The 266-nt window shown below is 48.5% G+C and carries 1 pseudogene; it reads left to right on the top strand.

The features are described from left to right. Positions 1-266, top strand: a pseudogene (locus tag ACTHSP_RS23780) (D-lactate dehydrogenase); the annotation flags it as partial.

Here is a 266-nt window from a genome sequence, read left to right as displayed (position 1 = left end):
GATCACTTGCCGAAGTCTATGCGCAACTATCGGGATAAATATGAACATCACCTGATTTTAAAAATGGGTGGCGAGGGGGTAGAAGAAGCGCGTGCTTTCTTGAAGGAATATTTTGCAACCCATGGCGGCGCATTCTTTGAATGTAATGCCGAAGAAACGCAGGCGGCCATGCTGCATCGCTTTGCTGTTGCTTCTGCCGCGATCCGTTACCGTTCTGTACATGATGATGAAGTAGAGGATTTGGTTGCACTCGATATCGCCTTGCG

It is taken from the genome of Neisseria sp. P0001.S005, from assembly GCF_051963715.1.
Note: the sequence above shows the minus strand (reverse complement) of the source record. Positions and strands in the feature narration are given on the sequence as shown.